Origin of the sequence: Brachybacterium halotolerans subsp. kimchii, from assembly GCF_020792675.1 — a bacterium.
Classification (GTDB): domain Bacteria; phylum Actinomycetota; class Actinomycetes; order Actinomycetales; family Dermabacteraceae; genus Brachybacterium; species Brachybacterium halotolerans.
This window is the reverse complement of sequence record NZ_CP086254.1, coordinates 108,341-132,803: the sequence shown is the minus strand read 5'-3', so window position 1 is coordinate 132,803 and position 24,463 is coordinate 108,341. Positions and strand designations below refer to the sequence as shown.

Here is a 24,463-nt window from a genome sequence, read left to right as displayed (position 1 = left end):
GTGACCCTTGACACCCTCGGGGGCGGATGCCATAGTCCTGGCCAGCTGTGAACGTTCACGGCCCCGATCGCCTGCTCGATGACGAGGAGAGCCCATGCACCCACCCACGCGACGACACGTCCTGCGAGGCCTCGGCCTGGCGGGGCTGGCCGCGGGAGGACTGGCCGCCTGCGGCTCCTCCCCCACGATCTCCGACGACCCCGACGAGCTGGTCATGTGGTACTGGAACCGGTCCGCCAGCCCGAAACTCCTCGAGCAGGCCGCGAAGAACGTCCCCGGCACCGATCGGCACGTGCGCGCCGACGTCATCGGCACCACCTTCGACACCAAGCTGCGCACGAGCCTCGCGGGCGGCGCCTACATCCCGGACATCACGTACATCAACTCGAACAACGCCCTCTACTTCCGCAACGAGCACCAGTTCCTGGACATGAACGACCTGGGGGCCGCCCAGCACGCGGACGACTACTACGAGTGGAAGTGGAAGCTCGGGATCACGCCCGAGGAGCGCTTCTGCTTCTTCCCTCTCGACATCGGCCCCACCGGCTTCTACTACCGCCAGGACGTGTTCGAGAAGGCGGGGCTGCCGACGGAACCGGACGAGGTGTCCGCAGCGGTCTCGACGTGGAAGGAGTGGATCGCACTCGGGGCCGAACTGCGGAAAGCGACCGGCTCCGCGCTCGTCAACACCGCGCAGTCCATCTACGAGCAGTTCCTCAACGCGAGTCCCGAGCGCTACCTCGACGCCGAGGACACGCCCCTGTACACGGCCGAGGGCTCGGCGGTGCGCGAGGCCTGGGACACGGCCGTCGCCGCGATCGAGGCGCACATCACGGCGGGGATCCCGGACGCCCGCGGCACGGACCAGAACGCCGCGTGGTCCAGCGGGAAGACCGCCGGCCACGTGAACGCCTCGTGGTGGTCCCAGATCATCCAGGAGTCCGCGCCCGACTCCGCGGGCCTCTGGCGCCTGGCCGACCAGCCCGTGCGCCCGGGGAACTCAGGAGGCTCCTTCGCCGCCATCCCCCACACCTGCAAGGACCCGGAAGCCGCCTTCGCCTTCATCCGCTGGATCAACACCCCGGACCATCAGGCAGAGGCCTACAACGACGTCCAGCTCTTCCCCTCAGCACCAGCCTCCTACGAGAGCGGCACCATGAAGTACGCCGGCGACTTCTTCGGGGACCAGGATCCGCTCGCCTTCTTCTCGCACGCCGCCGAGCAGGTGCCGGAATCGTTCATCAGCACGTGGGAGAGCGTCGTCTCCGGCAGCTTCACCCTCGAGATCACCAACGTCGAGACCGCCGGCAAGGACCCGGACCGCGCATGGGCCGATGCGATCGCCGCCGCCGAGAAGGCCCTGCGCAAACGAGGAGTCCAGCGATGAGCGTCATGACCACTCCCCCGCCCGTCGACGCGGCCAGGCCCTCCACCGCGGCCGTCCCGCGCACCCGGGCCCTCGGCTGGAGAGGAGTGCTCTCCCACTGGCCGCAGTACGTCGCGATCGCCCCGTTCTACGTGCTCTTCCTGGTGTTCGGACTGTTCCCGATCGTGTTCTCGATCGTGCTCTCCTTCACCGACTGGGACGGCATGGGCGAGATCCGCTTCGCCGGGCTCTCCCAATACATCTACCTCGTGCAGGACTCCCGCTTCTGGAACGCCGTCGGGAACACGTTCATCATCTGGTTCCTCTCCACGATCCCGATGCTCTTCCTGGCGCTCGTCATCGCGTTCCTGCTGCACCAGAACATCCGCTTCCGCGGGTTCTACCGGGTGGCCTTCTTCCTGCCGAACGTCACCAGCATGGTCGCGATGGCGATCGTCTTCGGCTCGGTCTTCTCCGACTCCTTCGGCCTCGTGAACTCGGCGCTGACCGCATTGCACCTCGACTCCGTCCCCTGGCTCTCGAGCAGCCTGGGCATCAAGGTCACCATCGCCGTGATGGTGATCTGGCGGTTCACCGGCTACAACGCGATCATCTACCTCGCCGGGCTCCAGTCGATCCCGACGGACCTGTACGACGCCGCGAAGACCGACGGCGCCTCCACATGGCAGATCTTCACCCGCGTGACGATCCCGATGCTGCGTCCGATCATCCTGTTCACCGTCATCACCTCGACCGTCGGCGGGCTGAGCCTGTTCACCGAGCCGCAGGTGCTGCTCGGCGACGCCGGCGGCAACGGCGAGGCCGGCATGACGATCGTGCTCTACCAGTACAACCAGGCGTTCACGCAGTTCGACTTCGGGTACGGCTCGGCGATCGCCTGGGCCCTGTTCGTCCTCGCCTCCGTGTTCGCGATCATCAACTGGCGTCTGCTCAGCGAGCGCAGGGACACGCCCCGTCGGACCGGCAGGAAGGCACGCTCATGACCACCGCCGACCCCACCCGCACCTCAGGACCGCCGGCCCCCGGAGGCGGCGCAGCCCCGCGCGGGAGCACCCGGCCGGGGCTGCGCACAGCGGGCGACCGCGCCGCGATCGCGCGCGACCGCCTCGAGAAGGTGATCACGCACCTGCTGATCCTCGTCGGCGTCGTGCTGTCGGTCTTCCCGTTCTACTGGCTCGCGGTGATGTCGACGTCGACGACCGCGCAGATCTTCGGGTACCCGCCGCGCCTCACCTTCGGCACGAGCCTCGCGGAGAACCTCAGGAATCTCTTCTCGAGCGTGGACATCCTCTCCGCCCTCGTGAACACCATCATCGTGTCCGCCCTGTGCGCCGTGCTGGTGATGTTCTTCGACTCCCTCGCCGCCTTCGCCTTCGCGAAGTACGACTTCCCGGGCAAGAACGCGCTGTTCGTCCTGATGATCGCGACGTTCCTGATCCCCGGGAGCCTCTCGCTGGTGCCGAGCTTCATCCTCATGTCGAAGATCGGCTGGGTGGGGACGCTGCAGGCGCTCATCGTCCCGGGCGCCGCGAACGCCTTCGGCATCTTCCTGCTGCGGCAGATGGCGAGCTCATCGATCCCCGACGAGCTCGTGGAGTCCGCCCGGATCGACGGCGCAGGCTTCTTCACCATCTATCGCAGGATCGGCGTGCCGATGATGCGCGGCGGCCTCGCGTTCCTGGGCATCTTCACGTTCATCACCGCATGGAACGACTACGTGTGGCCGCTGATCGTGCTGGTCGACCCGAAGCGCCAGACCCTGCAGACCGCCCTGCAGAACCTGAACTCGCTCTACCTCACCGACTACGGGATGGTCATGGCGGGCGCGCTGGTCAGCGTGCTGCCTCTGATCGGCGTGTTCATCATCGGCTCGCGCCACTTCATCGCGAACATCGCGGCGGGCGCGATCAAGGGATGACGGAGCGGGGATGACGACGGCGGGGCGGGCACCGAAGTGCCCGCCCCGCCGTCGTCGGAATCAGGAGACCGGTCCCGACAGCCCACTCCCGCGAGAGGTCAGTCGCCGGAGCGGCCGCCCACGCTGGGGGTGTTCTTGGAGACCGTCATCAGGAACTCGGTGTTCGACTGGGTCTTCTTCACGCGCTCCAGGAGCAGCTCGAGCGCCTGCTGCTGATCGAGGGCGCCGAGGACGCGGCGGAGCTTCCACATGATGGCCAGCTCCTCCTTGCCCATGAGCTCCTCCTCGCGGCGGGTGCTCGAGGCGTTGACGTCCACCGCCGGGAAGATGCGCTTGTCCGCGAGGTTCCGCGAGAGGCGCAGCTCCATGTTGCCGGTGCCCTTGAACTCCTCGAAGATGACCTCGTCCATCTTGGAACCGGTCTCCACCAGGGCCGAGGCGAGGATCGTGAGCGAGCCGCCGTTCTCGATGTTGCGTGCGGCGCCGAAGAAGCGCTTGGGCGGGTAGAGCGCCGAGGCGTCGACACCGCCGGAGAGGATGCGACCCGAGGCCGGGGCGGCCAGGTTGTAGGCGCGCGAGAGACGGGTGAGCGAATCCAGCAGCACCACCACGTCCTTGCCCATCTCCACGAGGCGCTTGGCGCGTTCGATCGCGAGCTCGGCCACGATCGTGTGGTCCGAGGCGGGCCGGTCGAAGGTCGAGGCGATGACCTCGCCCTTCACCGTGCGCTGCATGTCGGTGACCTCCTCGGGTCGCTCGTCGACGAGCACGACCATGAGGTGGGCCTCGGGGTTGTTCGTGGTGATCGCGTTCGCGATCTGCTGCATGATGATCGTCTTGCCGGCCTTCGGGGGCGCGACGATGAGGCCGCGCTGGCCCTTGCCGATCGGCGAGACGAGGTCGATGATGCGCGGCGCGACGGCGTTGGGGGCGGTCTCCAGGCGCAGGCGCTCGTCCGGGTAGAGCGGGGTGAGCTTGCCGAAGTCCACGCGCTGACGGGCGCGATCGGGGGTGAGCCCGTTGACGGTGTCGACCTGCAGCAGCGGGGCGTACTTGCCCTGCTGGTTGCCGCCGCGGTTGCGGCGGTTGCGCCCGCCGCCCTGCTGCGGCTGCTCCTGGCGCTGCTCCTCGCCGTCCTTGGGCGCCCGCACGAGGCCCGTGATCGCGTCGCCCTTGCGCAGTCCGCTCTTGCGGACCATGTTCATGGAGACGTAGACGTCGCTCGCGCCGGGCAGGTAGCCGGTGGTGCGCACGTAGGCGTTGTTGTCGCGCACGTCGAGGATGCCGGCGACGCTCACGAGCTCCTCGCCCTCGCGGACCTGCTGCTCGTCCTCGCTGCCGCCGCCGTCCTGCTGCGGGTTGTCGCCGCCGTTGCGGCCGCGGCGCTTGCGATCGCGCGAGCGGTTGCGGGAGCGGCGGTTGCGACCGTCCTCGGAGTCTCCGCGGCCGCCCCGGCCGCCCTGGTCGTTGCGGCTCATGTCGGAGTCCTCACCCGTGCGATCAGGCAGCTCGATGTCCTCGAGACGGGGACGCGACCCGCGTCCGCCCTGATCGCCGTGGTCGTTGCGGTCGTTGCTGTCCTTGCGGTTGTCCCGGTCCTTGCGGTTCTCGCGGCCCGCACGGTCGCCGCGGTCCTGGCGATCCTGTCGGTCGCCGCGGTCCTGACGGTCGCCGCGATCCTGTCGGTCGCCGCGCTGGCGGCCCTCGCCCTGGTCGCCGCGCTCCTGGCGCTCGGAGCGATCGCTCCGCTCCGCGCGCTCGTTGCGCTCGTTGCGCTCGTTGCGCTCGTTGCGACCCTGACGGTCCTCGCGGCCGCGGCGCTCCTGGCGCCCACCCGTGCCGCGCTCGTCCTGCGTGGACAGATCCAGGCCCAGGTCCAGGACGTCGGCCGACGACGCCGAGCCCTCGGAGGCTCCGCTCGTCGTCGCCGCCTTCTGCGGGGCGGTCTCGCCCGCTGCCGCGGACGTCGACGCGGTGGCCTCCGGCGCGCTTTCGGTCGGAGCGGTGCTCTTCGGGGCCGTGGTCTTCGGGGCGGAGGAGCCGCCCCCGTTGATCGCGTCGATGAGATCGCCCTTGCGGAGGCGACGCGCCCCCTTGATGCCGAGCCCGGCAGCGATCTGCTGCAGCTCGGGAAGCTTCTTCGCCGCGAGCGACGTGCTGTCGCCCTGCGGTGCGGTGGTGTCGTTCACCCAGGTTCCTTCCTGTGGATCGCGCGGCGCGCGTCCGTGATGAGTGCATGAGCTGCGCGGCGACCGGGCCGGTGGACGGCGGGGTTCGCGGCAGTCCTCTCCCCGAGGGCGGCCGTGGCGCACAGCGCACGGAAGCACGCGAACGCGGCGTCGCCGGGGATTCTCTGGGGTACGTCCTCACCCGGGACCTCTCTGCACCCACTGTGCGGAAGTCTCCGGGCCGTGATCGCCGGCACTGGGCCGGGCCGATCACGTCGTCGGACGCGGGTTCAAGGTACCACAGGCTCCGCACCGGTCGATGAGAGTCCGACACGGGCGATGCGCCATGCCCGGGGGTCGTCGACCACGCGTCGCACGAGCGGCGCGAGCTCGGGTCCCGCGCCGTCGATGACCAGCACGGACGGGCCCGCGCCGGAGATCACGGCGGGGTATCCCTCGCTGCGCAGCACGCGCACGAGCTCGACGCTCTGCGGCATGCCCGGGGCGCGGTACTCCTGGTGCAGGCGGTCCTCGGTCGCGGGCAGCAGCAGCGAGGGGTCGCTCGTGAGCGCGTGCACGAGCAGAGCGGCCCGTGCCGCGTTGAACGCTGCGTCGGCGTGGGGCACCGTCTCGGGCAGCAGCGAGCGGGCCGCGCTCGTGGCGAGCCGGGCCGTCGGCAGCAGCACGACGGGGCGGATCGCGGGCTCCTGCGCGGTCCCGCTCCCGCTCTGTCCGGCCCCGTTCCCGCGCTGCGCCCGGTCGCCGGGCGCCGCGAGATCGAGGCGCTCCGCGCGGGCGCCGACGCGGTCCGTCCAGGAGAGGACGACGCCGCCCAGCAGAGCCGGGGCGGCGTTGTCCGGGTGGCCCTCCATCTCGGTCGCCAGGTCCAGGAGCACCTGGTCGTCCAGGGCCTCCGGCTCGGAGACCAGGAGGCGCGCGAGCATGAGGCCGGCGACGGTCGCCGCCGCGCTCGAGCCCAGGCCGCGACCGTGCGGGATCCGGTTGCGGCAGTGCAGGCGCACCCCGGCCTGGGGGGCGCCCGCGTGGTCGAGGCCCCGTCGCAGGGCACGCACCACGAGGTGGTCCTCCCCCGCCGGGACGTCGCCCGCGCCCTCCCCCTCGACGGTGACCTCGACCCGGCCGGTGGTGGCCTCGAGCTCGAGGTCGTCGACGAGGTGCAGGGCGAGGCCCAGCGCGTCGAAGCCCGGCCCCAGGTTCGCGCTGGTGGCGGGCACGCGCACGCCGACGCGCTCGGTGGTGATCCTCATGCCGGGCGGCTCACAGCCCCATCGCGTCGGCCGCGGCCTCGACGTCGACCGGGATGACGGTCGGGGTCAGGTCCTGGCGGGTCAGCGCGGTGTCGATGTCCTTGAGCCCGTTGCCGGTGACGGTGATCGCGATGGTCGCACCGCGGGGCACGAGCCCCTTCTCGGCCTGCTGGAGGAGCCCGGCGACGCCCGCGGCCGAGGCGGGCTCGACGAAGATGCCGACCTCGCCCGCGAGCAGCGCCTGCGCATCGAGGATCTGGTCGTCGGAGACGGCGTCGATGAGCCCGCCCGAGTCGTCGCGCGCCGCGACGGCGAGGCTCCAGGAGGCGGGGGCGCCGATGCGGATCGCGGTGGCGACCGTCTCGGGATCGGTGATGGGGCGGCCGGCCTTGAAGGGCGCGGCGCCCTCGGCCTGGAAGCCCCACATGGCGGGGGCGGAGCCGGTGATGCCCTTGTCGCGGTACTCGGTGTACCCCATCCAGTAGGCGGAGATGTTCCCCGCGTTGCCCACGGGAAGGATGTGGATGTCCGGCGCCTTGCCGAGCGCGTCGCAGACCTCGAAGGCGCCGGTCTTCTGGCCCTGGAGCCGGAAGGGGTTCACGGAGTTCACGAGCTCCACGGGGTGGGCGGCGTCGAGCTTGCGGGCGATCTCGAGGCAGTCGTCGAAGTTGCCCTCGACCTGGATGAGCTTCGCCCCGTGGACGACGGCCTGGGCGAGCTTGCCGGCGGCGATCTTGCCCTGCGGCAGCAGCACGGCGCAGGTGATCCCGGCGCGCGTCGCGTAGGCGGCGGCCGAGGCGCTGGTGTTGCCCGTCGAGGCGCAGACCACGGACTTCGCCCCATCGGACACGGCGCGGGACATGGCGGAGACCATGCCGCGGTCCTTGAAGGAGCCCGTGGGGTTCATGCCCTCGACCTTGACGTGGACGTCGGCCCCGACCGTGCGGGAGAGGGTCGGCGAGTGGACGAGGGGCGTGCCGCCCTCGCCGAGGGTCAGCAGGGTGTCCTCGTCGGAGAACGGGAGGTGCTCGCGGTACTCGGCGAGCACGCCGCGCCACTGGTGTGCCATCGGGTCATTCTCCTTCGAGGCGGATCACGGAATCGATCGTGAGGACGGCGCCGGAGCTGTCCAGGTCGTCCAGGGCGGAGTCCATCGCGGACTCGAGCGCCCGGTAGGTGGCGATGCCGATGCGCGCGCGCTCGTGCTCGCCCTCCTCGGCCGGCTCCGTCTCCTGATGGATCGTCGAGATCGAGATGCCGTGGGAGGACAGGGTGCCGGCGACCTCGGCGAGCACGCCGGGCTTGTCCTGCACGGTGAGGGAGACGTAGAAGGCGTTGCGCAGCGCGTCGACCGGGATGATCCCGAGGTCCGCGTAGCGCGACTCGCGCGGGCCGACGCCGCCGTGCACGCGCTGGCGGGCGACGGTCACGAGGTCGCCCAGGACCGCGGAGGCCGTGGGCGCGCCGCCCGCGCCCTGCCCGTAGAACATGAGGGAGCCGGCGGCCTCGGCCTCGACGAACACCGCGTTGTACGCCTCGGACACCGAGGCGAGCGGGTGGCTGTCGGGGAGCATCGCCGGGTAGACCCGCGCGGAGACGCGCTCCTCGCCCTCCTCCTCGACCCGCTCGACGATCGAGAGCAGCTTGATCGTGCGCCCCATGCGGGAGGCGGCGGCGATGTCGGCGGCGGTCACCGACGTGATGCCCTCGCAGTGCACGTCCTGCATGCCCACGCGGGTGTGGAAGGCGAGGGAGGCGAGGATCGAGGCCTTCGCGGCGGCGTCGTGGCCCTCGACGTCGGCCGTCGGGTCCGCCTCGGCGTAGCCGAGCTCCTGGGCGTTGGCCAGGGCGTCGTCGAAGGAGGCGCCGGTGCGGGCCATCGCGTCGAGGACGTAGTTCGTGGTGCCGTTGACGATGCCGAGCACCTTCTCGATCCGGTCGCCCGCGAGCGATTCGCGGATCGGCCGCACCAGCGGGATCGCGCCGGCGACGGCCGCCTCGAAGTGCAGGTCGACGCCGTTCGCGTCGGCCGCCTCGTAGAGGGCGACGCCGTCCTGCGCGAGCAGGGCCTTGTTCGCGGTCACGACGCTCGCGCCGTGCGCCATGGCCTCGAGCAGCAGGGTGCGGGCGGGCTCGATGCCGCCCATCAGCTCGACGACGATGTCCGCGCCGGCGATCGCGGATGCCGGATCATCGGTGAGCAGCGCGCGGTCCACGTGCTCCCCGCGGTCCTTGCCGAGGTCCGTCACGGCGATTCCCGTGACCTCGAGCGGCGCGCCGATGCGGTGCGCGAGCTCGTCTCCGCTGGTGCCGATGACGCGCAGCACGTCGGCTCCGACGGTGCCGGCGCCGAGCACGGCGACCCGCAGCGGGGCGTGGTCGGGCAGGGGATCAGTCATCAGTGGTCCTTCCGCAGAATCCGGGCGACGACGGGCGATTCCAGCGTGGCCAGCGGCCTTGAGGGCCCGCGGGCTCAGGAAACTGTATCCAACTCCGAGTCGCGAACGCGTCGCCATGTGTCCGTATGCGTCGAGCGCGGGGCGGCCGTGGTGGCGCCGCCTCCCTCAGCCGACGTCGAGGGCGAGCAGGTCCTCCTCGCTCTCGCGTCGCACGAGGGTGCGCCATCGGCCGTCCTTGACCGCGACCACCGGGGGCCGCGGCACGTGGTTGTAGTTCGAGGCCAGCGAGTAGCAGTAGGCGCCGGTCACGGGCACCGAGACGAGGTCCCCGCGCTGCACGTCGGCGGGCAGGTACTCGTCCTTGACCACGATGTCGCCGCTCTCGCAGTGCTTGCCGACCACGCGCACCACCTCGGGCTGGGCGTCGGAGACGCGTCCGGCGAGCAGGCACGAGTAGTCGGCGTCGTACAGGGCCGTGCGGACGTTGTCGCTCATGCCGCCGTCGACCGAGACGTACACGCGGTGGTGCGGGCCGCCCAGGCGCACGTCCTTCACGGTGCCCACCGTGTACAGGGTCTGGGTCGAGGGCCCGGCGATCGCGCGTCCGGGCTCGAACGCCACGTGCGGGACCTCGAGCTCGAGCTCGTGGCACTCCTTCTCGATGATCCCGGCGATGCCGCTCGCGAGGTCCTCGGGCGTCGAGGGCGTGTGCTGCGTGTTGTACATGACGCCGAAGCCGCCGCCGAGGTCGAGGTGCTCGATGGTGTGCCCGAGCTCCTCGCGGACCTGGGCGACGAGGTCGAGGACGCGGCGGGCGGCGACCTCGAAGCCGCCGACGTCGAAGATCTGGGAGCCGATGTGGGAGTGCAGGCCCACGAGATCCAGCTCGGGGCTCGCGAGCACCTCCCGCACGGCCGTCATGGCGTCGCCGGAGGTGATCGAGAGGCCGAACTTCTGGTCCTCGTGGGCGGTCGCGATGAACTCATGGGTGTGCGCCTCGACGCCGGTGGTCACGCGCAGCATGACGTGCGCGCTCACGCCCAGCTCGGACGCCACGCGCGCGGCCTGCCGGACCTCGGCGAGGGAGTCGATGACGATGCGGCCCACGCCCGCTTCGAGCGCCCGGGCGATCTCGCGATCGGACTTGTTGTTGCCGTGCAGGGCCATGCGCTCGGTCGGGAATCCGGCGCGCAGCGCGACGGCCAGCTCCCCGCCGGTGCAGACGTCCAGTCCCAGGCCGTCCTCGTCGACCCAGCGGGCGACGGCCCCGCACAGGAACGCCTTGCCGGCGTAGTAGACGTCGGCCCCGGCGTGGGGAGCGAAGGCCGAGGTGAAGGCGTCGCGGAAGGCGCGGGCTCGATCACGGAAGTCGTCCTCGTCCAGCACGAAGGCGGGGGTGCCCACCTCCTCGGCGAGCGTCGTGACGCTCACGCCGCCGACCTCGAGGGCTCCGTCCGCGTCGCGCCCGCAGGTGCTCGACCAGAGGCCCGGGATCAGGGTGTTGACATCGGTGGGATAGGGCAGCCAGGTGGGCGCGGCATCGTTGCCGTGCAGGGCTCCTGCTTCATGGGCTCGCATTGCGCGTGGCCTCCTGGGTCGGGCGTCGGGCGTCGGGCGTCGGGCGTCGAGCGTCGGGCTCGGTCTTCGGAATCGGTCTTCGGGATCGGACGTGCAGGGCGGCCGGATGCATGCGACGACCCGCCGCACATGGCGATCGGCGGCTCCGGCCGGGCTCCCGGGGCCGCGCGTCCGCGCGGAGCGGACGCGGTCCCGAGGACGAACACTATGCGGCGCGGACGGGCGCTCGCTGGCCGTGTCCACGCAGTGAGGAGGCGCGCGCCCGTGCTCGCGCCGTCTCCGGCATCTCCCCTGGTGGCGACCGAGGCGGCGACGACCCGGCGCACTCACGGCCAGGGCCCTCGGCGAGGCTTCGGACGCGAGGTCGCGCGGTCTTCGTGACCCCTCTCACTTGATAGCCTGGCGGTGTCGTCCCACACGTCAGGAGGCCCCTGTGGCATCGCAAGAACTGCACGATCTGGTGGTCGTCGCCAACCGTCTCCCGGTCGACGCGAAGACCCTTCCCGACGGCGCCACGGAATGGGTGACGAGCCCCGGCGGTCTGGTGACCGCGATGGAGAGCGTGATGCGGAACGTCGACTCGGCCGCCTGGGTGGGCTGGGCCGGCTCCCCGGGCGAGGCGCCCGAGCCGTTCCGCGCCGACGGCATGGACCTGTACCCGGTGAGCCTGGATGCGACGGACATCGAGAAGTACTACGAGGGCTTCTCCAACGGGACGCTCTGGCCGCTCTACCACGACGTGATCGTCGACCCTGCCTACCACCGCACCTGGTGGGACACCTATGTGAGCGCGAACCGCCGCTTCGCGAAGGCCGCGGCCGCCGTCACCGCGCCCGGCGGCACGATCTGGGTGCACGACTACCAGCTCCAGCTCGTGCCCGAGATGATCCGCTCCGAGCGGCCCGACGTCCGCATCGGCTTCTTCAACCACATCCCCTTCCCGCCCGTCGAGCTGTTCAGCCAGCTGCCCAAGCGCAACCAGGTGCTGCGCGGACTGCTGGGCGCGGACCTCGTGGGCTTCCAGCGCGAGAGCGACACCCTGAACTTCCTCGCCTCGGTGCGCCACCTGCTGGGCTACCAGGTCGACCAGCGCACCGTCACGGTGCCCGGGATCGGCGCGGTCGAGCCGCGCGACGTGATCGCCGGGACCTTCCCGATCTCTCTCGACACCCAAGCCGTCACCGCGCTGACCGACGACCCCGAGATCCAGGAGCGCGCCCGCCAGCTGCGCCACGACCTCGGGGATCCCGAGAAGGTCGTGCTGGGCGTGGACCGTCTCGACTACACCAAGGGCATCCGCCACCGTCTCAAGGCCTGGGGCGAGCTGCTGAACGACGGCTCGATCGACCCGCGCGAGACCGTCCTCGTGCAGGTCGCGACGCCCTCGCGCGAGAGGGTCGACGCCTACCGGCAGCTGCGCGACGAGGTCGAGCTGACCGTCGGCCGCATCAACGGCGACCACGCCCCCATCGGCCGCCCGGCCATCTCCTACCTGCACCGCTCCTTCAACCGCCGGGACATGACGGCGCTGTACATGGCGGCCGACGTGGTGCTGGTGACCGCCCTGCGCGACGGCATGAACCTCGTGGCCAAGGAGTACGTCGCCTCGCGCCCCGACCTGCGCGGCGTGCTGGTGCTCTCCGAGTTCGCCGGCGCGGCCGACGAGCTGCGCGCCGCCCTGCTGGTGAACCCGCACGACATCGACGAGCTGAAGTCCGCGGCGCTGCGTGCGCTCAGCATGCCGGAGGAGGAGCAGGAGGAGATGATGACCTCGCTGCGCCGGCAGGTGCTCGACCACGACGTGCAGTCCTGGGCGAAGCACTTCCTCGACGAGCTCGAGGCCGTCGGCGAGCCCGCTCCCCCGTCGGCCCCGATCATTCGGCTGTCCGGGACCGAGTCCCCGGATGCCGCGCAGCTCGACGCGGCGCTCGAGGCGTTCGCCGACACCCCGCGCATCCTCGTCGCCTCGGACTTCGACGGCGTGCTCGCACCGATCGTCGCCGACCGCGACGCGGTGCAGGCGAACCCGCGCTCGATCGGCGCGCTCCGCGGGCTCACCGAGCTGTCCGGGGTGAACGTCGCGCTCGTCTCCGGGCGGGCGCTCGAGGACCTCCAGCACCACGCGGGCATGCCCAGCTCCGTCGCGCTCGTCGGCTCGCACGGCGCCGAGGTCGGGGCCCTGCCCTCGGACCTCCACGCCGACGTCATGGACGCGGGAACGATGACCATGGACGAGACCCGGCAGAACCTGCGCGACTCCATCGCGCGCCGCCTCCAGCACATCGCCGACCAGCACCCCGGGGCGGAGGTCGAGGTCAAGCCCGCCTCCGCCGTGCTGCACACACGCAATGCGAAGGGCCGCGGTGCGGGCAACGCCACCGAGGCCGCGCTCGAGTTCGCGCGCGGGCTGCCCGACGTCACCGTCACGCCGGGCAAGGAGGTCGTCGAGTTCTCCGTGGTCGACTCCCACAAGGGCACCGCCGTGCGCGCGCTCGGCCGGGCCGCCGCGGCCGACGCGATCCTCTACCTCGGGGACGACGTGACCGACGAGAACGTCTTCGCGATCCTCGAGGACGGCGATCTGGGCGTGAAGGTGGGCGACGGCGACACGGCCGCCGCCTTCCGCATCGAGGGCACCGACGCGGTCGCCGAGCTCCTCGAACGCCTGCTGGAGCTGCGCGCCGGCGAGGCGTGAGCCCGGGGCCGCGACTCCCTCGCATGCAGGAATCCCCGGTAGGTGACCTCGAGAGGTCTCCGACCGGGGATTCCGTCGGTGCCCGCGACAGGATTCGAACCTACGACCTTCTGCTCCGGAGGCAGACGCTCTATCCACTGAGCTACGCGGGCGGACCGTGACAGTCTAGCGCGAGGACCCCGTCGTCCGCGCCCCGAGCCGGGGCGCGCGGCGCGAGTGAGGCACAGGTCTCAGCGGCGCCGGAGGGCGCCGGCCGCTCAGATGGCGAAGCCCGCGGGCAGCGGCAGCTGCGCGCCGTGGAGCACGGCCGAGGGATCGGCGGCGATCTGCAGGCCGCTGGGCGAGGCGCCGCCGCGCACCAGCAGGTCGCCGACCGCTGCGATCATCGCGCCGTTGTCGGTGCACAGTCGGATCGGCGGGATGCGCAGCTCGACGCCCGCGGCGTCGCAGCGCTCCTGGGCGACGGCGCGCAGCCGCTGGTTGGCGGCGACTCCCCCGACGATGACCAGGGTGTCGAGTCCCTTCTCCTCGACGGCGCGCAGCGCCTTGGTGACCAGGACGTCCACGACGGCCTGCTCGAAGGAGGCGGCGATGTCCGCGACAGGCACCGGCTCGCCCACTCGCTCGAGGGACTCGACGGTGCGCGCCACGGCCGTCTTCAGCCCGGAGAAGGAGAAGTCGTACGGCTGATCGCCCGGGCGCAGCATGGCGCGGGGGAAGGAGAAGGCCTCCGGGTCCCCGCCGACGGCCGCCTTCGAGATCGCGGGGCCGCCCGGGTAGCCGAGGCCGAGCAGGCGCGAGACCTTGTCGAAGGCCTCGCCGGCGGCGTCGTCGAGGGTGTCGCCGAGGTGCTCGATGGGGTCGGCGACCAGGTCCTTCACGTGGAGGATCGAGGTGTGCCCGCCGGAGACGATGAGGATGATCGACTGCGCGGGCAGCGGGCCGTGCTCGAGGGTGTCGGCCGCGGCATGTCCGGCGAGGTGGTGCACCCCGTACAGCGGGACCCCGAGGGACCAGGCGACGGACTTCGCGGCGGCCAGTCCCACGTGCACCGCGGTCGCAAGACCGGGACCGGAGGTCGCGGCGACGTGCGTGATGTCGCGCAGCTCGACGCCCGCGTCGTGCAGGGCGATGCGCAGGGTGGGGACGGCCGCCTCGAGATGGGCGCGGGCCGCGATCTCGGGGACCACTCCCCCGAACTCGGCGTGCTGGGAGGCGCTCGAGGCGAGGCCCTGGCCGAGCAGGACCCCGTCGCTGACGATCCCGAAGCCGGTCTCGTCGCACGAGGACTCGACGCCCAGGACGACGGGGACGGTGCTCACAGGACCCTCCCGTCGGAGGTCGCGGGGGCTGCCGCGCGCATCGAGGTCACTTGAACAGCGACATCGGGTTCGAGTAGGTGCCGGACTCGTCCATCTTCGCGAAGTGCAGGTGGCAGCCGGTGGAGCGGCCGGTCGAGCCGACCTCCCCGATGACGTCGCCCTGCTCGACCTTCGCGCCCACGCTCGTCTTGAACGAGGAGAGGTGGTAGTAGCCGGTGATGACGCCGTCGCCGTGGTCGATCTTCACGCGGTTGCCGGAGGCCGAGTTGTGCTCGACGGCGACCACGGTTCCGGCGGCGGCGGCGCGCACGTCGGTGCCGCAGGCCGCGCCGAAGTCGACGCCGTCGTGCATGATCCGCGTGTGCAGCACCGGGTGGACGCGCTCGCCGTACGGGGAGGTGATCCGGGCGTTGACCGGGTGGATGAAGCCCTCGTCGGACTCGCCGCCGAGGGCCTCGATGGCCTCCGCATTGGGCGAGGTCTCCACGGAGAGGTCACCGGTGGTCTCCTGGGAGGACGACGCGCTCGACGCGCCGTCGGCGCCCTTCGCGTCGGAGCCCGCGGTGGCCGTGGCGATGGAGACCGGGGCGAGCTGGGTGCTCGCGGCCTTCGCCTGCGCGGCGGACTGGCCGCCGTTGATGGTGGGCAGCGGAGCGGACTGGCCGCCCGCGCTCGCGGACGCGAGGGGGAAGGCGATGGTGGCGGTCGCGAGCGCGCCGAGCACGCCGACCTTCAGCACACCGGCCTGCACTGCCGAGTCACGATGGGAGGCGCTGCCTGTGCGCAGCGTCCGGACGTGTGCCCGGCCGAGGGCGCGATGATTCGCCACGATGGAGCTCCTGGAGGGGGGTCGGAGACGCAGAGTCCTGGTGAGTGCCCGGGGTGCGACGCCGGACGGGGAAGGACGCGTCGCCGAACAACGCGCTCCAAGGTACCCAGGTCAGAGAGGTCCGACGTCACGGGAAGCGACCTCATTACCGAACCTTTGCCCCGCCCCACGGGCGGGTAAAGACCCTTGACCCGCCTCGCAGGCCGCGTGTCGTGTCGGTCACCTCGGCGCACGGGCGCCGGACCGGGCGTCAGGTCGGGCGGTCAGGCCGGACGTCAGGCCCGGCTGCGCTGCATGACGTCCTTGACCTCTCCCACAAGCTCCTCCAGGACGTCCTCGAGGAACACGGCGCCCACGCTGCGCGAGGTCGGGGCGTCGACGCGGGCCAGGTGCGCGCCGTTGTACTGCATGGCGCGCAGGGCCTCCTCGATCTCGTCGTCGTCGGCCACGGAGACCACGGCGCGCACGATCCCGGGGTGGATCGGCCGGTCGTAGTCCTCCTCGGGGGCGTCCGCCGGCAGCAGCACGTCCTTGAGGTGGACGTAGCCCACCAGATCGCCCGCGTCGTTGCGCACCCCGATGCGGCTGAATCCCGTGGTCGCGACGATCTGCTCGATCTGGCCCGGCGTGACGTCGTAGGTGACGGTGACGACGTCGGCCATGGGGACCATGACGTCCCCGGCGGTGCGGTCGGAGAACTGGATGGCGCCCTGCAGGAGTCCCTGCTCGTCCTCGAGGAGGCCCTCGCGGCGGGACTCGTCCACGATCGCGGAGATCTCCTCGGCGGTGAAGCGCGACTCGACCTCGTCCTTGGGCTGGACGCCCAGGAGGCGCAGGATCATGTTCGCGGTGTGGTTGAGCACCCAGATCACCGGCGTGAACACGCGCGCCACGAGCGCGAGCGGGGTGGCGAGCACCAGCACCGCGCCCACGGGCACCGCGATCGAGATGTTCTTGGGGACCATCTCGCCGAAGACCACGTGCAGGTACGAGGCGATCAGCAGGGCCACCACGAAGGCGATCGGGTGGGTGAGCACGGCGGGCACCGAGAGGTGCTCGAGCAGCGGCTCGAGGAAGTGCGCGATCGCGGGCTCGGCGACGGCGCCCAGGGTGACCGAGCAGACGGTCACGCCGAACTGGGCGGCGGCGAGCATCACGGAGACGTGCTCGACGGCCCAGAGCGCGGTCTTCGCGCCCGGGCGACCGGCCTCGACGAGGGGCTCGAGCTGGCTACGGCGCGCGCTCATCACGGCGAACTCGGCACCCACGAAGAAGGCGTTGCCGAGCAGCATGGCCAGGCCCAGGACCAGGGCGGCGGTGTCGCTCATCGGTGGTCCGCCTTCCGCTCGTCGGCGCTCTCGTCCTCGTTCTCCTCCTCGCGGCGCACGAGCGCCGCGGGGTCGGTGGCGCGCAGCCGCACCTGGTCCACGCGCCGTCCGTCCATCTCGAGAACCTCGAGGCGCAGGCCGGCGACGTCCACGACGTCACCCGCCGCGGGGACCCGGTGGAGGTTGTCCATGACGAGGCCGCCCAGGGTGTCGTAGTCGGCGGACTCGGGCACGCGCACGCCGAGCTCGCGGCGGATCTCGTCGGGCCGCATGAGGCCGCTGACGCTCCAGCCGTCCTCGCCGTCGGGCAGGAACCGCTCGGGCTCGTCGTCGTCGTGCTCGTCGCTCACCTCGCCGACGATCTCCTCGATGACGTCCTCGAGGGTGACGATGCCGGAGGTGCCTCCGTACTCGTCGACGACGACGGCCAGCTGCGCGCCGACGTCCCTCAGGTCGATCAGCAGGTCGTCCAGCGGCACCGTCTCCGGCACCCGCGGGATCTCGGCCATGAGCTCGCTCGCGGGGGTGCGCGAGCGCTCGGGTCGCGGGACCGCGACGGCCTGGCGCACCTGGACGACGCCCACGATGTCGTCCTCGCCGCCATCGGTGACGGGGAAGCGCGAGTGGCCCGTGGTGCGGGAGAGCTCGAGCACCTCCTGGGCGCTGGTGTCCGCCGCGACGCTCACCATGGCGCCGCGGTGGGTGAGCACGTCGCCCGCCTCGCGGTCGCCGAGCTGGAGGGTGCGGGAGAGCAGCACCGCGGTGCCCTCGTCGAGGGTGCCGGCGCGCGCCGAGTGGCGCACGAGGGACTCGAGCTCCGCGGGAGAGCGGGCGGCCGAGAGCTCCTCCTGGGGCTCGATGTTCACCAGGCGCAGCACGGCGTTCGCGGTCGCGTTGAACACGGCGATCAGCGGCTTGAAGACCATCGTGAAGCCGTGCTGGATCGGGGCGACGATGCGCGCGGTGCCCATCGGCGTGGCGATCGCGAGGTTCTTGGGCACGAGCTCCCCGAAGATCATCGAGAAGGCGTAGGCGATGACCATCGCGACGACCACCGAGACGGGGACCGCGACGTCCTCGCCGAGGCCCGCGGCCCGGGCGAGGGGGGTGAGCAGCCCGGCCAGCGGGTCCTGGACGGCGAAGCCGAACAGCAGGGTGGTGATGGTGATGCCCAGCTGGGCGCCGGAGAGGTTCGTGGAGAGGTGCGTGAGGGCGTGGAGCACGCCGCCGGCGCGCTTGTCCCCGCCGTCGCGGGCCTTCTCGACCGTGTGGCGGTCGAGGGCCACGAGCGAGAACTCGGAGGCGACGAACACCGCCGTGCCCAGCGTGAGGACGATCCCTGCTGCGAGCAGGATCCAGGTCATCGGGTGATCTCCCCACGGGCGGGGAGGGCGCGCATCCGCGGCACAGTGTCCGTCCGGGTGCGCGCACCGGTACTCGGCACGGGCGAATCGCTCATAGTGGCACCGAGTGTATAGGAGCGCGTGCGCGCGGGCGCAGGGAGCGTCCAGGGTCCGACGGGGTCGTGTGCAGGGCCGCGCGGTTACAGTGACGCCATGTCGAAGCCTGCCGAGACCGAGAGCGCGAGCCGCCCGACCCGCGTGGTCGTCGTCGAGGACGAGCCCACCATCACCCGCGCGATCGCCGACCGCCTGACCGCCGAGGGCTGGGAGGTCTCGACCGCGCTCGACGGCCCCTCGGGCGTCGCCGCCGTGCGCGAGGCCACGCCCGACGTCGTGGTCCTGGACGTGATGCTCCCGGGCTTCGACGGCCTCGAGGTGTGCCGTCGGATCCAGGCGGAGGACCCGGTCCCGGTGCTCATGCTCACCGCGCGCGACGACGAGACCGACATGCTCGTGGGCCTCGGCGTCGGGGCCGACGACTACATGACCAAGCCGTTCTCGATGCGCGAGCTCGTCGCGCGCCTGAAGGCGCTGCTGCGACGGGTGCGCCGGGCCACGGCGGCCCCCGAGGTCGGGACCGGGGGCGTCGGCGACGCGCCCGCCGTGCTGCAGCTGGGCGACCTGGTCATCGACCGGGCCGCGCACCGCGTCACCCGCGCCGGCGCGCCCGCACACCTCACCCCCACCGAGTTCGACCTGCTGCTGTGCCTGGCGAACGCGCCCGGCACCGTGCTCACGCGCGAGCAGCTGCTCGCGGACGTCTGGGACTGGGTGGATGCGACGGGCACCCGCACGGTCGACTCCCATGTCAAGGCGCTGCGCCGCAAGCTCGGCGCGGACCTCGTGCGCACCGTCCACGGCGTCGGCTACGCGCTCGAGCTGCCCGATGACGAGGACGAGCCGGAGCCCGACGGGCTCGGGTCCGACGGGCACGGGGTCCACGAGTCGGGGCGGTCCTCCTGAGGCGCCCGAGCCGCGCGGCGGTCCAGGAGTCGCTCGAGAACCTCGAGGTGCGGCCGCTGGACCAGCTGCGCTCGTTCAAGGTCAAGCTCGGCGTGCTGGTCGCCGTGAGCGTCACCGTGGCGGTGGTGCTCACCTGGCTGAGCCTCGCCGCGAACCTGCATCCCCTGCTCACCCTGCCGCTCGTGGTGCTCGCGGCGCTCGCGGTCACCCAGGTCCTCGCGCGCGGCATGACCTCCCCGCTGCGCCAGATGACCCGCGCCGCGCGCGCCATGGCCCGTGGGGACTACTCCCAGCGCATCGAGGCCTCGAGCCGCGACGAGGTGGGCCAGCTCGCCGAGGCCTTCACCCGCATGGCCACCGAGCTGCAGGTCACCGACAAGGTCCGGCGCGACCTCGTGGCGAACGTCTCGCACGAGCTCCGCACTCCCGTGGCGGGGCTGCGCGCCCAGCTCGAGAACATCGTGGACGGCGTCACCGACCCCGATCCGGCCGCGCTCGAGGTCGCGCTCGGGGAGACCGAGCGCCTCTCCGACCTCGTCGACGACCTCCTGGACCTCTCGCGGATCGACGCCGGCGTGATCGACATCGACGTCGAGCAGGTCGCCCTCACCCCGTTCCTCCACGAGGCGGTCGACGCCGCGGACCTGGGCGCCCGGGCCCGCGGTCGCGAGCTGCGCTGGGTCGTCGAGGTCGACCCCGCCGACCTCACCGCCGCGGCCGACGCCGCCCGCATCCGCCAGGTCATCGCGAACCTCCTGGACAACGCGTCCCGCCACTCCCCGCCCGACGGCAGGGTGCGCGTGCGCGCCGAGCGCACGGCCGCCGACGACGGCGTGCTCATCGAGGTGCGCGACGAGGGCCCGGGCATCGCCCGCGCCGACCGCGAGCGCGTCTTCGAGCGCTTCCAGCACGGCGGGGGCACCGACGACGGATCCGGCGGCACCGGCCTGGGCCTCGCGATCGCCCGCTGGGCGGTCGAGCTGCACGGCGGGCGGATCCAGGTGATCGACGATCCGCGCCCGCACACGGACCCGGACCGCTCCTCGGCGATCCGCCTGACGCTCCCCGACCGCTGATCCCCGCCTCCGCGGACGCGGTCGCCGGGCCCTCCGGGTGCCGTCGGCTCCGGCCGCTCGCGCCGGAGGTGATCTACCCCTCCGTCATGGGTGCGCGGATGCCCACTTCATGGGCGCGGGGGCCCCTCCCCTCGGTTAGGGTGGACCAGTCCGCTCCATTCGATTTTCATGAAGGTTGGCGATCGCAGAGTGTCACAGAAGACACCCCTCTCCGATTCCGTTGACGAGGAGCCCGAGTTCGGGCCCAACCAGTGGCTGGTGGACGAGCTCCACGAGCAGTGGAAGGCCGACCCCTCGAGCGTCGATCCGAGCTGGGCAGAGTTCTTCCGCTCACGCGCGCAGCAGACCCCGAGCGCCCCGGCATCCGCGTCCGGTTCCTCGTCGTCCTCCGCCGAGGACGCACCCGCTCCCTCGGAGCAGCCTGCTCCGTCCGAGCAGCCCGCTCCCTCCGAGCAGCCCCCCGCGGCAGCGCAGGCGACGAAGCCCGCGCCCGATCCCGCGACGGCTGCAACCGCCGCTGCTCCCGCCGAGGAGCCCGCCCCCGCGGCGCCGGCCACGAAGCCCGCGTCGGCCCCGGCGCCCGAGCCGACCCCGTCGTCCGCGCCCGTCGGCGCCGCCCGGTCCGCATCCGCCGACGCCTCCCCGACCGCACCCTCTTCTGCGAAGGACTCCCCTGCCGTGAACGACGCTCCCGCCGCGAAGGTCTCCGACACCTCCGACCGGCCGATGCGGTCCACCACCCCGAGCTCGACCATCCCCGAGCGCGAGTTCACCGAGCCCGTCCCGACCAAGCTGCGCGGCCCGGCCGCCGCCGTGGTGCGGAACATGGACGAGTCGCTCACGGTGCCCACGGCGACGTCCGTGCGCGACGTCCCGGTCAAGCTGCTGTTCGACAACCGCATCGTGATCAACAACCACCTCAAGCGGAACCGCCGCGGCAAGGTCTCCTTCACCCACCTCATCGGCTGGGCCATGGTCGAGGCCATCACCGAGATGCCCGACATGAACAACGGCTTCGACGTCGACGAGAAGGGCAAGCCGCTCCTGCTCCAGCGCGAGGACGTGAACTTCGGCCTCGCGATCGACATGCCCCGGCCCGACGGCTCGCGCTCCCTCGTGGTCCCGTCGATCAAGGCCGCGCAGCAGCTGGACTTCTTCAGCTTCTGGGCGAGCTACGAGGAGGTCGTCAAGCGCGCCCGCGCCGGCAAGCTCACGATGGACGACTTCACCGGCACCACCGTGACCCTGACGAACCCCGGCGGCATCGGCACCGTCCACTCGATCCCGCGCCTGATGTCCGGTCAGGGCACGATCGTCGGCGTCGGCGCGATGGACTACCCCGCGGAGTTCCAGGGCGCGAGCCAGGCCACCCTCGCCGAGCTCGCGGTCTCGAAGGTCATGACGCTGACCTCGACCTACGACCACCGGATCATCCAGGGCGCCGCCTCCGGCGAGTTCCTCAAGAAGATGGCCGACAAGCTCCTGGGCAAGGACGGCTTCTACGACCGCGTCTTCGCCTCCCTGCGGATCCCCTACGAGCCCGTGCGCTGGGTCGCCGACAACCCGCTGCACGACACCGAGGCCGAGAAGCTCGCGCACGTCATGGACCTCATCCATGCCTTCCGCGTGCGCGGCCACCTGATGGCCGACACCGACCCGCTGCAGTACCGCGTGCGCACCCACCCCGACCTGGACGTGCAGACCTACGGTCTGACCCTGTGGGACCTCGATCGCACCTTCCCGACCCGCGGGCTGGGCGGCCGCAAGGAGGCCACCCTCCGCGACATCCTCGGGATCCTGCGCGACGCGTACTGCCGCACCGTGGGCGTGGAGTACATGCACATCGCCGATCCGGAGGAGCGCCTCTGGATCCAGGAGCAGTTCGAGTCGCCCAAGAAGCAGTACGACAAGGACCAGGTCACCCACATCATGGACCGCCTCAACGCCGCCGAGGCGTTCGAGACGTTCCTGCAGACCAAGTTCGTGGGCCAGAAGCGCTTCAGCCTCGAGGGCGGCGAGTCCGTGATCCCGCTGCTGGACTCGATCCTCTCCGACGCCGCCCACGGCGACATCGCGGAGGTCTGCATCGGCATGGCCCACCGCGGCCGCCTCAACGTGCTCTCGAACCTCGCCGGCAAGAGCTTCGGCCAGATCTTCCAGGAGTTCGACGGCTCCTCGGGCGGCCTGGGCTCGGGCGACGTCAAGTACCACCTGGGCACCGAGGGCACCTTCACCGCCGAGGACGGCACCACCACCAAGGTGTACCTCGCGGCGAACCCCTCGCACCTCGAGGCCGCGAACCCCGTGCTCGAGGGCATCGTGCGCGCCAAGCAGGACCAGCTCGAGCGGGTCACCGACTTCCCCGTGCTGCCGATCCTCATCCACGGCGACGCCGCCTTCGCCGGCCAGGGCGTGGTCACCGAGACCCTGAACCTCTCGGAGCTGCGCGGCTACCGCACCGGCGGCACCGTCCACGTGATCATCAACAACCAGATCGGCTTCACCACGCTGCCGGACTCCTCGCGCTCGTCGTTCTACTCGAGCGACGCCGCGAAGACCACGCAGCTGCCGGTCTTCCACGTCAACGGCGACGATCCCGAGGCCTGCGTGCGGGTCGCCGAGATCGCCTTCGCCTACCGCGAGAAGTTCCACCGCGACGTGGTCATCGACATGATCTGCTACCGCCGCCGCGGCCACAACGAGGGCGACGATCCGGCCATGACGCAGCCGCTCATGTACAACCTCATCAAGGACCGCCCGTCCGTCCGCAAGCTCTACACGGACTCCCTCATCGAGCGCGGCGACCTCACCGAGGACGAGACCGGCGCCCTGGTGAAGAACTTCCAGCAGCACCTGGACCAGGCCTTCGCCGATGCCCGCAACGCCAGCAGCGAGGCCGATCCGAAGAACTCGGTGCACGGCCTGGACCTGCCCAGCTCGCAGCACACCGGCGAGATCGTGGTGCCCTCGGCGACCGCCGTCTCCGCCTCGGTGCTCGAGCGCATCGGCGACGCCCACATGGCCGCGCCCGAGGGCTTCACCGTCTACCCGAAGCTCACGGGCCTGCTCGAGAAGCGCCGGGAGATGTCCCGCAGCGGCAGCATCGACTGGGCCTACGGCGAGCTGCTGGCCTTCGGCTCCCTGCTCATGGAGGGCACGCGCGTGCGCCTGGCCGGCCAGGACTCGCGCCGCGGCACCTTCGTGCAGCGCCACAGCGTGCTCATCGACTCCCTGAACCAGGACACGTTCACCCCGCTGCTGCACCTGAGCGAGGACCAGGCGCGGTTCAACGTCTACGACTCCTCGCTCTCCGAGTTCGCGGCGCTCGGCTTCGAGTACGGCTACTCCGTGGAGAGCCCGAACGCCCTGGTGCTGTGGGAGGCCCAGTTCGGCGACTTCGTCGACGGGGCGCAGACCATCATCGACGAGTTCGTCTCCTCCTCCGAGCAGAAGTGGGGACAGCAGTCCTCCGTCGTGATGCTCCTCCCCCACGGCTACGACGGCCAGGGCCCGGACCACTCCTCCGCCCGCATCGAGCGCTTCCTCGTGCTGTGCGCCGAGGAGAACATGCGTGTGGCGATGCCCTCGACGCCGGCGAGCTACTTCCACCTGCTGCGCCGCCAGGCCCGCACCGAGCCGCGCAAGCCGCTCATCGTCTTCACCCCGAAGTCGATGCTGCGCAACAAGGCCGCCGTGAGCTCCGTCGAGGACTTCACCTCGGGCACCTTCGAGCCCGTGCTCCCGGATCGCACCGTGGAGCCCTCGAAGGCCAAGAAGGTCCTGCTGACCAGCGGGAAGTTCTACTGGGAGCTCGTCGCCGCACGGGAGAAGCAGGGCATCGACGACGTCGCGATCGTGCGCCTCGAGCAGTACTACCCGCTGCCGGAGGAGGAGCTGCGCGAGACGCTCTCCGCCTACCCCGATGCCGACCTCGTCTGGGTGCAGGAGGAGCCGCTGAACCAGGGGGCCTGGGGCTTCATGGCCCTGAACTTCCCTGCCGCCGTGGGGCGTACCCTGCAGGTCGTGGCGCGACCGGCCTCCGCCTCGCCGGCCACCGGGTCCGCCAAGACCCACAAGGCCGAGCAGGAGACCCTGGTCGCGCAGGCACTGCAGAACTGACGAGGAGACG

16 protein-coding genes and 1 tRNA gene are annotated in these 24,463 nt (G+C 71.4%); 7 read left to right on the top strand and 10 right to left on the bottom strand.

The window, feature by feature from the left end; all coding sequences use genetic code 11:
* The first annotated feature begins 94 nt into the window (after positions 1-94).
* Genes Bra3105_RS00600 through Bra3105_RS00590 form a run of 3 tightly spaced genes read left to right on the top strand, consistent with a single transcriptional unit; the run spans position 95 to position 3,305 of the window.
* Positions 95-1,387, top strand: a complete 1,293-nt coding sequence (locus tag Bra3105_RS00600) for an ABC transporter substrate-binding protein (protein WP_228358179.1) — start codon at positions 95-97, stop codon at positions 1,385-1,387.
* Positions 1,384-2,370 carry a carbohydrate ABC transporter permease gene (locus Bra3105_RS00595; protein ID WP_228358178.1) on the top strand — a complete coding sequence of 329 codons (987 nt, stop codon included), beginning with the start codon at positions 1,384-1,386 and terminating at the stop codon, positions 2,368-2,370. Before Bra3105_RS00600 ends, Bra3105_RS00595 begins: the two co-directional genes overlap by 4 nt.
* Entirely contained in the window at positions 2,367-3,305 is a 939-nt protein-coding gene (locus Bra3105_RS00590) for a carbohydrate ABC transporter permease (protein ID WP_228358177.1), read from the top strand. Before Bra3105_RS00595 ends, Bra3105_RS00590 begins: the two co-directional genes overlap by 4 nt.
* A 98-nt stretch (positions 3,306-3,403) precedes the next feature.
* On the opposite strand, the gene rho is transcribed toward Bra3105_RS00590, so the two are convergent.
* From rho to lysA, 5 genes are all read right to left on the bottom strand, one after another.
* Positions 3,404-5,494, bottom strand: a complete 2,091-nt coding sequence (gene rho / locus Bra3105_RS00585) for a transcription termination factor Rho (RefSeq protein ID WP_228358176.1) — start codon at positions 5,492-5,494, stop codon at positions 3,404-3,406.
* 269 nt (positions 5,495-5,763) lie between these two features.
* Positions 5,764-6,741 carry a homoserine kinase gene (gene thrB / locus Bra3105_RS00580; protein ID WP_228358175.1) on the bottom strand — a complete coding sequence of 326 codons (978 nt, stop codon included), beginning with the start codon at positions 6,739-6,741 and terminating at the stop codon, positions 5,764-5,766.
* Positions 6,742-6,751: 10 nt separating this feature from the next.
* Complete coding sequence (thrC, locus tag Bra3105_RS00575; RefSeq protein ID WP_228358174.1) at positions 6,752-7,810, bottom strand: threonine synthase; 1,059 nt, start codon at positions 7,808-7,810, stop codon at positions 6,752-6,754.
* A gap of 4 nt (positions 7,811-7,814) precedes the next feature.
* Positions 7,815-9,140, bottom strand: a complete 1,326-nt coding sequence (locus Bra3105_RS00570; protein WP_228358173.1) for a homoserine dehydrogenase — start codon at positions 9,138-9,140, stop codon at positions 7,815-7,817.
* A 165-nt stretch (positions 9,141-9,305) separates the two neighbouring features.
* The gene (gene lysA / locus Bra3105_RS00565; RefSeq protein WP_228358172.1) at positions 9,306-10,718 is read right to left on the bottom strand and encodes a diaminopimelate decarboxylase; all 1,413 of its coding nucleotides are present in this window, start codon (positions 10,716-10,718) and stop codon (positions 9,306-9,308) included.
* A gap of 433 nt (positions 10,719-11,151) precedes the next feature.
* Here lysA and Bra3105_RS00560 point away from each other — a divergent pair, with 433 nt between their 5' ends.
* Positions 11,152-13,413 (top strand): bifunctional alpha,alpha-trehalose-phosphate synthase (UDP-forming)/trehalose-phosphatase, encoded by a 2,262-nt coding sequence (locus tag Bra3105_RS00560; protein WP_228358171.1) that lies wholly within the window; start codon positions 11,152-11,154, stop codon positions 13,411-13,413.
* Between the two features lie 79 nt (positions 13,414-13,492).
* On the opposite strand, the gene Bra3105_RS00555 is transcribed toward Bra3105_RS00560, so the two are convergent.
* The 5 genes from Bra3105_RS00555 to Bra3105_RS00535 all read right to left on the bottom strand — a co-directional run bounded on the left by Bra3105_RS00555 (position 13,493) and on the right by Bra3105_RS00535 (position 18,256).
* Positions 13,493-13,565, bottom strand: a tRNA-Arg gene (locus tag Bra3105_RS00555).
* A gap of 105 nt (positions 13,566-13,670) precedes the next feature.
* Positions 13,671-14,735 carry a tRNA (adenosine(37)-N6)-threonylcarbamoyltransferase complex transferase subunit TsaD gene (tsaD, locus tag Bra3105_RS00550; RefSeq protein ID WP_228358170.1) on the bottom strand — a complete coding sequence of 355 codons (1,065 nt, stop codon included), beginning with the start codon at positions 14,733-14,735 and terminating at the stop codon, positions 13,671-13,673.
* A 46-nt stretch (positions 14,736-14,781) separates the two neighbouring features.
* Positions 14,782-15,564, bottom strand: a complete 783-nt coding sequence (locus Bra3105_RS00545) for a M23 family metallopeptidase (protein WP_228358169.1) — start codon at positions 15,562-15,564, stop codon at positions 14,782-14,784.
* Positions 15,565-15,839: 275 nt separating this feature from the next.
* Complete coding sequence (locus Bra3105_RS00540; protein ID WP_228358168.1) at positions 15,840-16,892, bottom strand: hemolysin family protein; 1,053 nt, start codon at positions 16,890-16,892, stop codon at positions 15,840-15,842.
* Positions 16,889-18,256 carry a hemolysin family protein gene (locus Bra3105_RS00535; RefSeq protein ID WP_228358167.1) on the bottom strand — a complete coding sequence of 456 codons (1,368 nt, stop codon included), beginning with the start codon at positions 18,254-18,256 and terminating at the stop codon, positions 16,889-16,891. The genes Bra3105_RS00540 and Bra3105_RS00535 overlap by 4 nt, the downstream gene beginning before the upstream one ends.
* A gap of 192 nt (positions 18,257-18,448) precedes the next feature.
* On the opposite strand from Bra3105_RS00535, the gene Bra3105_RS00530 reads away from it, so the two are divergent.
* The 3 genes from Bra3105_RS00530 (at position 18,449) to Bra3105_RS00520 (ending at position 24,453) form a co-directional block, all read left to right on the top strand.
* On the top strand, positions 18,449-19,258 hold the full coding sequence (locus Bra3105_RS00530) for a response regulator transcription factor (RefSeq protein WP_228358166.1): 810 nt from the start codon (positions 18,449-18,451) through the stop codon (positions 19,256-19,258).
* Positions 19,259-19,305: 47 nt separating this feature from the next.
* Complete coding sequence (locus Bra3105_RS00525; RefSeq protein WP_200501006.1) at positions 19,306-20,334, top strand: HAMP domain-containing sensor histidine kinase; 1,029 nt, start codon at positions 19,306-19,308, stop codon at positions 20,332-20,334.
* A 189-nt stretch (positions 20,335-20,523) separates the two neighbouring features.
* Entirely contained in the window at positions 20,524-24,453 is a 3,930-nt protein-coding gene (locus tag Bra3105_RS00520) for a multifunctional oxoglutarate decarboxylase/oxoglutarate dehydrogenase thiamine pyrophosphate-binding subunit/dihydrolipoyllysine-residue succinyltransferase subunit (protein ID WP_228358165.1), read from the top strand.
* Positions 24,454-24,463: the final 10 nt, after the last annotated feature.